At 61.8% G+C, this 7,437-nt stretch carries 10 protein-coding genes; 1 reads left to right on the top strand and 9 read right to left on the bottom strand.

Annotation, left to right across the window (positions count from 1 at the left end; translation table 11 throughout):
• The 6 genes from GOX01_RS12990 to GOX01_RS06300 form a co-directional block, all read right to left on the bottom strand.
• Nucleotides 1–702 (bottom strand): MerR family transcriptional regulator (locus GOX01_RS12990; RefSeq protein WP_255314060.1); only part of this gene is annotated, 702 nt, incomplete at its 3' end.
• Nucleotides 692–1,018 (bottom strand): integration host factor subunit alpha, encoded by a 327-nt coding sequence (locus GOX01_RS06320; RefSeq protein ID WP_011251712.1) that lies wholly within the window; start codon nt 1,016–1,018, stop codon nt 692–694. The genes GOX01_RS12990 and GOX01_RS06320, both read right to left, overlap by 11 nt.
• A gap of 74 nt (nt 1,019–1,092) precedes the next feature.
• Complete coding sequence (locus GOX01_RS06315; protein WP_011251713.1) at nt 1,093–2,067, bottom strand: beta-ketoacyl-ACP synthase III; 975 nt, start codon at nt 2,065–2,067, stop codon at nt 1,093–1,095.
• A 5-nt stretch (nt 2,068–2,072) separates the two neighbouring features.
• Nucleotides 2,073–3,182, bottom strand: coding sequence for a phosphate acyltransferase PlsX (gene plsX, locus GOX01_RS06310; RefSeq protein ID WP_011251714.1), 1,110 nt, complete (start codon nt 3,180–3,182; stop codon nt 2,073–2,075).
• A 72-nt stretch (nt 3,183–3,254) separates the two neighbouring features.
• On the bottom strand, nt 3,255–3,467 hold the full coding sequence (rpmF, locus tag GOX01_RS06305; RefSeq protein ID WP_011251715.1) for a 50S ribosomal protein L32: 213 nt from the start codon (nt 3,465–3,467) through the stop codon (nt 3,255–3,257).
• A 153-nt stretch (nt 3,468–3,620) separates the two neighbouring features.
• Nucleotides 3,621–4,202, bottom strand: a complete 582-nt coding sequence (locus GOX01_RS06300) for a DUF177 domain-containing protein (RefSeq protein ID WP_011251716.1) — start codon at nt 4,200–4,202, stop codon at nt 3,621–3,623.
• A gap of 107 nt (nt 4,203–4,309) precedes the next feature.
• Between GOX01_RS06300 and GOX01_RS06295 the strand changes: the two genes are divergently transcribed.
• Complete coding sequence (locus GOX01_RS06295; protein ID WP_062269748.1) at nt 4,310–4,882, top strand: outer membrane protein assembly factor BamE; 573 nt, start codon at nt 4,310–4,312, stop codon at nt 4,880–4,882.
• Between the two features lie 6 nt (nt 4,883–4,888).
• Here the strand turns inward: GOX01_RS06295 and GOX01_RS06290 are convergent, their stop codons facing one another.
• Genes GOX01_RS06290 through GOX01_RS06280 form a run of 3 tightly spaced genes read right to left on the bottom strand, consistent with a single transcriptional unit; the run spans nt 4,889 to nt 7,426 of the window.
• Complete coding sequence (locus GOX01_RS06290) at nt 4,889–6,280, bottom strand: ATP-binding protein (protein ID WP_011251718.1); 1,392 nt, start codon at nt 6,278–6,280, stop codon at nt 4,889–4,891.
• Nucleotides 6,258–6,956 carry a response regulator gene (locus GOX01_RS06285; protein WP_011251719.1) on the bottom strand — a complete coding sequence of 233 codons (699 nt, stop codon included), beginning with the start codon at nt 6,954–6,956 and terminating at the stop codon, nt 6,258–6,260. The genes GOX01_RS06290 and GOX01_RS06285 overlap by 23 nt, the downstream gene beginning before the upstream one ends.
• The gene (locus tag GOX01_RS06280; RefSeq protein WP_011251720.1) at nt 6,953–7,426 is read right to left on the bottom strand and encodes a MarR family winged helix-turn-helix transcriptional regulator; all 474 of its coding nucleotides are present in this window, start codon (nt 7,424–7,426) and stop codon (nt 6,953–6,955) included. The genes GOX01_RS06285 and GOX01_RS06280 overlap by 4 nt, the downstream gene beginning before the upstream one ends.
• Between the last annotated feature and the right edge of the window lie 11 nt (nt 7,427–7,437).

Raw genomic sequence — 7,437 nt, 5'->3', positions numbered from 1 at the left:
GGCTTCGGCTTCGGCTTCGGCTTCGGCTTCGGCTTCGGCTTCGGCTTCGGCTTCGGCTTCGGCTTCGGCTTCGGCTTCGGCTTCGGGGCTCTCATTTTCCACCGTGCTGTCAACCGTTTCCGTCAGCACGACCTCATGGGCCGCGGCAGGAACTTCCGGAAAAACAATGTCGTCAACGCTGGCTTCTGTCGGCGTCACCGGAGCGTCTTCATTCTCGACAGGCTCGGCCACCAACGTTGCATCCACAACAGGCGCAGAACTTTCTTCAGTCGCATCAACCGTGACAACCGGAACATGAACCGCTTCCGCAGAGGCTGCCGAAACCTCCTGCACCGTTTCAGGCACAGTCTCCGGAACAGCCTTCTGGGCGGCCGCACGCGCCTTCTCGGCACGGCGCTCTCTCAGAACCCGCAGAACCCCCTGCCCCTTATAGCCCTGCACATAGAGCAGATCCGAAATCAGCCGTAGCGTCTCGATATGCTCGGGGCTGTAATAGCGGCGGCCACTTTCCCCGCGAAAAGGCTTTACGCCCGGATAAATGGTTTCCCAGGACCGCAGACGGTGCTGGGGAATATGCAGCTCTTCAGCGACTTCGCTGATGGTGCGGTACGCCTCGGGCGCCTTCCTGACCTTTTCCGGAGCGGAAGCAAGGTCATCGTTCGGCGAAACCATGACGGCCTGGGATGTGGAATTATCTGTCATGGGTGGAAGCCTCGGCCGCTGCGCCATTGTCGGAACCGTTCATGCGGTCCCTCAGCAGTTGGGAAGGTCTGAACACCAGCACGGCCCGCGGCAGAATGGGAACTTCCACACCCGTCTTGGGATTGCGGCCGATACGCTCGCCCTTCTGGCGGACAGAGAATGTTCCGAATCCGCTCAGCTTCACGGATTCGCCTGCTTCAAGGCGGTCTGAGATCACACCAAGCAGGCTTTCAAGAATCATGGAGGAGTCATGCCGGGAAAGACCGACACGACTATAGAGATGCTCGACAAGATTCGCGCGCGTGACTGTGCTCATGTCACTTGCGTATCATGACGTTCAGAACAGTCAAAGGAATCAATCATTAACCTGCCCGTTGTCAGGGCACAGGCTTACATCCGGATAAGGGCGGATCCCCAGGTCAGACCACCACCCAGCGCTTCCATCAGCACCAGATCGCCCTTCCTGACCCGTCCATCCCGCACGGCTTCGTTCAGAGCAAGCGGAATCGATGCCGCAGACGTATTGGCATGACGGTCCACGGTCACGACCACCCGGTCCGCCGGAAGCGCCAGCTTCTTGGCCATCCCCTCAATGATGCGCAGATTCGCCTGATGGGGGACCATCCACTGGATATCCTGCCCAGTCAGACCATTGGCCTCGAGGGCCTCATCGACAGCCTGCGAAAGCTTGACGACGGCATGACGGAAAACCTCACGCCCCTGCATCCGCAGATGCTGCGATGTGGACGGGCAGCCCGCCGCACCATCCACATACAGGATATCGCCGGTCCGGCCGTCCGAATGCAGATGCGTGGACAGAACACCCTCGCCTTCCCCTGCACCGGTTTCCAGAAGAACCGCACCTGCACCATCGCCAAACAGGACGCAGGTGGACCGGTCGGTCCAATCCAGCAGACGCGAGAAGACTTCGCTGCCGATCACGAGGACCTTATTGGCCTGTCCGGACTGCATCAGGGCCGTTGCCGTCGCGAGGGCATAGACAAAACCCGAGCAGGCCGCACTGATGTCAAAGCCAAACCCCGCAGTCATGCCAAGGCACGCCTGCACCTGCACAGCCACGGCCGGAAAGACCTGATCCGGCGTCGCCGTAGCGACCAGAACGGCATCGACCTGTGACGCATCCACGCCGGCATAGTCCAGCGCCTGACGCGCAGCCTCGGCCGCCATGCTGGCCGTCGTCTCATCACCGGAGGCGATATGCCTCTGACCGATGCCGGTCCGGGTTCTGATCCATTCGTCCGAAGTCTCGATACCGAATTTCCGGGCAAGATCGTCGTTGGTTACGACGTCACGCGGAAGATAGCCCCCGACACCCGTCAGGCGGACACGAATGGGATCGGACATGTTTTTCAGCTCACAGGTTCAGGGGCGGCCTTGGCAGCGGCGGGAGCGACAGGCTCGGGAGCCCCCATTCCCAACTGCTCCAGGCGGGCGCGGATCTTGTCGTTCAGATGGTGCGTGACGGCATCCATGGCAACATCGACGGCCGCGGCAAAGCTCTCACCATCCGCACCGCCATGCGACTTCACGACAATACCGTTCAGGCCGACAAACAGGGCGCCGTTATAGCGACGCGGATCGATCCATTCCCGCATCCGCTCCAGACCCGGCTTGACCAGAAGATACCCCAGACGGGTCAGAAGATTGGTCTGGAACACGCGCTTCAGAAGGCTGAAGGCCAGCTTGAGAGCCCCCTCACCGGTTTTCAGGGCAACATTCCCCGTAAAACCATCCGTCACCACCACATCGGTCGTCCCGGCGGTGATGTCATGACCTTCCACAAAGCCGTGGAACTGGGGAGCCAGCGGGCTGGCCCGCAACCGTTCAGACGCCTGACGCAGACGGTCATCGCCCTTCAGTTCTTCCGAACCGACATTGAGAAGACCAATCGTGGGAGACGGAAGACCAAGGGCCGCCTGTGCAAAGGCTTCACCCATGATGGCAAATTCGACCAGATTGCGGGCATCGCAGGCGATGTTCGCCCCGAGATCCAGCATCACGATATCACCGCGTGCGGAAGGCTCGACAGCAATCATGGCCGGACGGGAAATGCCTGGCAGGGCTTTGACGATGATCTTGGCCAGCGCAAGCATGGCACCGCTGTTGCCAGCCGACACCACACCGCAGGCTTCCCCGGCGGCGACAGCTTCCATGGCCATGCGCATGGACGAGCCCCGCACGCGGAGCGCCGCAGTCGGTTTCATATCCATGGAGATACTTGCCGCAGCATGGCGGATATCACACAGACGGGCAGCTTTGGGATATTTTGCCAGAGCCGGTCTGAGAAGGGCCTCATCCCCGATCAGGAGAATACGGGCCTTCGGGTGCCGGTCGGCGGCCAGATCGAGTCCGGCAAGGACGATATCCGGGGCCCTGTCACCACCCATTGCATCGACGGCGAGGGCGTAAGGCCCGGAGGCCGCGATGTCACGTTCGGGCGTGACAGGCGCTTTGGTCATTGAGACAGTTTCCCGGACAGCATCACAGATGCGGGCCGCGCTCTCTGGAAGCTACGGACCCGCAGGTAGGGATCAGGCGCGGACGGCGGTCTTCAGGCCCTTGCCGCTGTTTCCAGCAGCGACCACTTCGCGGCCGTCATAATGACCACAGTGGCTGCAAACGTGATGCGGACGCTTCATCTCGCCGCAGTTCGAGCACTCTGCATGAGCCTCAACACCCAGGGCTTGGTGGCTGCGACGCATGCCACGACGGGACGGCGTAGTCTTTCTTTTAGGGACGGCCATGGCTTTTATGCCTCTTTCTGCTTCAGTGTCGGCACCCCTGCTCCGCTCCCCGCGGCATCCGGTGCCCTGTTGTTCGTCGTCTCGTAATTACGTCGAGTTCAGGCGGGCGGCTCTAGCAGAGCCCGGGGCAACCCGCAAGTCAGACGTGGGATTTTATTCTTTCCTGTCCCCGTTTTTCAGCACGGAAAGCGCCGAAAACGGATTGGGACGGCGCGGACCATCCGGCCCCTCGCCAGACAGATGTGCCCCTTCTTCCCCTTCTGCAGGCGCCACGTCAACTGCATTTTCCAGACCGGCGCCGGGTTTGCGCGGATACGGGTCCAGCATCAGGGCCAGCTGTTCAGCCGCCGCCTCACCGATATCGACAGCCTTTCCGTCATGCGGAACCTCGTCCGGTCCATCCAGATCCATGGAATCGATGTCGAATTCGTCTTCCGGCATGTCGGCTGCAGGAATGAACTTCAGGAAGAAGGTCTCGGCCAGCACGTCCTCGAAAGGCTCGGACGTAATGACACAGATCTGCGTAACCTTCGCCGAAAGATGCCCTTCCGCCAGAACACTCCGGTTCTCCGAAGGCGTCAGGCGGAACCGGCAGACCAGGGTTTCGATCTCAGGGATTCCGAGCCGGGCGGCGAGAGCCTTGCGTTCGGCGGCCGAGGCCTCGATCGTCTCGTCCAGTCCCGATCCCAGCCGATTGAAGGGGATGCGTCGGGAAAATTCGGGTGAATGGGACATTCAGGCACTCCAGCCCCCGGAATATGGGGGAAATCGTTGACATGCAGGCGCCGTTCGGGCACGCGCTCATTTGAGCGGTTCTCTTGCACAGGATAGTTTCCGGATCCATGAATAACGCATCTTCCCCGACGCCCCAAAGCAGAACACGCTTCCTTCGCCGTTTCGCACAGGCCGGAGTGGCATGTGTCCCGCTGCTGCTCGGCGGATGCTCGTTCTTTTCCCCGATTCCCGAGCCGCGCGGCTCCCTGATCGAAAAGACCGACTACGCGCAGCTCGTTCCCGGAACGAGCACACGCACGGATGTTCTGGATCTGCTGGGCTCGCCGACCGCCCACGCGACCTTCGACGACAACACATGGATCTACGTGTCCATGATCACGTCCCCGACGCCGCTGACCTTCCCGAGCGTGAAGAAGCAGCAGGTCGTGGTCCTGAACTTCGATAACGGCGGCGTCCTGCGCAAGATGGACACGCTGAACAAGAAGAACGCGATATATGTCGGCATGGTCGGCGCCAAGACCCCGACGCCGGGCACCAGTTCGTCCATCCTGCAGGAACTGCTGGGCAATGTCGGCCGCTACAACCCGATGAGCGGCATGAGCAGCCAGTTCGGTGGCAGCACCGGCCCGATGGGCGGTCAGGGCACCGGCAATGGCGGCGCTGGCAATACGCTGCCCTGAGCCTGACTATTTCGGGAGGCTGAGCACCACGCCCAGACCTCCCAGCGGGCTCTCCACCAGACGGATCGATCCGCCATGGGCATGAATGATGTCCCGCACGATCGTCAGCCCCAGCCCGCTGTTCCCATCCTGACTCGCCGTCGTGCCATTAAGCTCCGAAATTGCCGCCCGGCGACTGGCCGACAGACCCGGACCGTTGTCCTCAACCGTGATTTCAACGTTCCGCTCCCCCTCACGCAGGGAAAAGCGCATCGCCCCCCCGTGACGGCGGGCATTTTCCGCAAGATTTGTCAGCACACGTCGCAGGGCATCGGGACGCACCGTAGCTTCCACGCCCTCGCGCCCTTCCACGCCCAGAACCTGCCCCCCGGCCCTCACCGTGGCCGCCGCGACATCATCCAGCATGCCCCTCAGCTCAGTCAGAACAGGCTCTTCCGCGCCTTCCCCCCGGGCAAATGACAGATAGCTGCCGATCAGGCGCTCCATGTCTTCAATATCCGCAACCATATCTGCAAGATCCGGCTTCAGGGTCTCGGCGCGGATCGGCCCAAAGGTCGGGATCATGGCGACGGTCAGACGCAGCCTGGTCAGAGGCGTGCGCAGATCGTGCGACACCCCGGCGAGAACCGCCGTCCTCTGCGCCACGAAACGATTGACGCGCGCCTGCATACGGTTGAAGGCAATGGCAGCCTGACGGACTTCCCGCGCACCCTGCGGACGGATCGGTCCCTGGTCCCGCCCCATACCGAACAGTTCAGCCGCATGGCCCAGCCTGCGAATGGCCCGAACCTGATTGCGCATGAACAGACCGGCGATCAGAAACAGCACGATGGAACTGCTGACAGCCCAGACGACGAACAGCCAGATCGGCCCGATATTCAGACGCTTCACCGGCACCATGACAACCATCACACCCTGCGGAAGCTGGATGGACGCCCGGACGGTCTGCGGAGACTCCGACCAGTCTACATCATAGGGCCGGCCAAGATTCTGCCGGATGGAACGCGCGAAATCGTCATCCATCGGGCCGAGGACATGATTGGTGCCATACCGGGAAAGCGTTTCGCCGGGCTGGAATGAAAATCCGAGCTGGGTCCGGGACGACGCATCCTGAAGAACGAGCGTCCGCTCGGCCTCTGAAGAAGTGTGCTCGATCATGGCGATAACGAGCGAGACCTCACCTGTGACACCGTCCGAGAGGCGCCTGGAGACCACATTCAGGTAGGTGCCATAAAACAGGCCCAGCGCAATGGCCTGCGTAACCAGCAGCGGAATGAGGACGATCAGCATGGATCGCCCCATCAGGGAACGCGGGAGGATACGCCTCAGCGGGCGGTCCAGCTTCTGCCAGGCATCGTCCCGCTCCCCCACAGGCTCAGCGTCCCGGCTTGAGAACATAGCCCTTTCCCCGGACGGTATGAAGAAAACGCGGCTCCTTGGGATCAGCCTCGATCCGGCGACGCAGACGCGTAACCTGCACATCGACGGCACGCTCGCCGATCTCATCCATTTCAAGAGCGCGGGCGATGGCTTCACGGGAAAGCACCGTCCCGGGCTGACGGGTCAGCACCCCAAGAAGAGCGGACTCACCGCCCGTCAGATGGACCGCTCCCTGCGGCCCGCTGAGCAGGCCACGTTTGACGTCAAATTCCAGCTCTCCCAGACGCAGGACATCCGGAACCTCATCCACAGCCGGCAAAGACGGCACCATCCTGCGCAGATGCGCCCGCAGACGAAGCAGAAGCTCCCGCGGCTCGAAAGGCTTGCCCAGATAATCGTCTGCCCCCGCTTCCAGCCCACCAATCCGGTCCGCCGGCTCACCACGCGCCGTCAGAAGCAGGATCGGCAGCGACAGACCGTCCCTGCGCAGACTGTTCGTCAGGGACAGGCCATCCTCACCCGGCATCGTCACATCGAGGACAAGAGCATCCGGCTGAATGCGCTGCAGGACTTCCCGTGCCGTCTGCGCATCAAGCGCCGTACTGACACGATAGCCGTTTTCCGACAGGTAACGCTGAAGCAGCCGCAGCAGACGCGGATCGTCATCGACCACCAGAATATGTTCATCGCTCATCGTGCACGACTTTCCGCCGGAACCTGAAGGGGCGCCAGAACCCGCCGGAACCCCTCGACAGCCGTCATGCCGGCTTCGCGATATGCCCGGGTCATAACTTCGCGGATCATGAGAAAGAGTTCGCGCTCCAGCGCTTCTCCGCTCGCCGTCAGTCGCAGAGGCCGTTTGCGGCGATCATGACGGTCTTCTTCCTGAATAAGCAGTTTGCGCTCCCGCAGATCTCCCAGAGCACGCCCCAGAGACTGCTTGGTAATGCCCAGACTGTTCAGCAGAACACCGGGCGTGATCCCCGGATGGGCAGCCGTCAGGAACAGGATGCGATGATGCGCAGGCCCCAGCCCCTTTTCACGCAAAAGCGCCTCGCAATCGGCATTCAGGGTCCGCCAGGCCAGCATCATGGCTTCGTAGGACTGACGGATACGGTCTTCGCGCAGATAAAGATGCGCCGTGGCAGATGACGGAACGTCCATGAGACGGGAAC

Origin of the sequence: Gluconobacter oxydans (genome assembly GCF_006539685.1) — a bacterium.
Lineage (GTDB): Bacteria > Pseudomonadota > Alphaproteobacteria > Acetobacterales > Acetobacteraceae > Gluconobacter > Gluconobacter oxydans.
This window is presented reverse-complemented; position numbering and strand designations above follow the sequence as displayed.

Bases quoted from the DNA above. Each gene is read 5' to 3' on its own strand.
- GOX01_RS06280 (WP_011251720.1), bottom strand. From the start codon at position 7,426: ATGGACGTTCCGTCATCTGCCACGGCGCATCTTTATCTGCGCGAAGAC.
- GOX01_RS06290 (WP_011251718.1), bottom strand. From the start codon at position 6,280: ATGTTCTCAAGCCGGGACGCTGAGCCTGTGGGGGAGCGGGACGATGCC.
- plsX (WP_011251714.1), bottom strand. From the start codon at position 3,182: ATGACCAAAGCGCCTGTCACGCCCGAACGTGACATCGCGGCCTCCGGG.
- GOX01_RS06285 (WP_011251719.1), bottom strand. From the start codon at position 6,956: ATGAGCGATGAACATATTCTGGTGGTCGATGACGATCCGCGTCTGCTG.
- GOX01_RS06300 (WP_011251716.1), bottom strand. From the start codon at position 4,202: ATGTCCCATTCACCCGAATTTTCCCGACGCATCCCCTTCAATCGGCTG.
- GOX01_RS06315 (WP_011251713.1), bottom strand. From the start codon at position 2,067: ATGTCCGATCCCATTCGTGTCCGCCTGACGGGTGTCGGGGGCTATCTT.
- rpmF (WP_011251715.1), bottom strand. From the start codon at position 3,467: ATGGCCGTCCCTAAAAGAAAGACTACGCCGTCCCGTCGTGGCATGCGT.
- GOX01_RS06320 (WP_011251712.1), bottom strand. From the start codon at position 1,018: ATGAGCACAGTCACGCGCGCGAATCTTGTCGAGCATCTCTATAGTCGT.
- GOX01_RS06295 (WP_062269748.1), top strand. From the start codon at position 4,310: ATGAATAACGCATCTTCCCCGACGCCCCAAAGCAGAACACGCTTCCTT.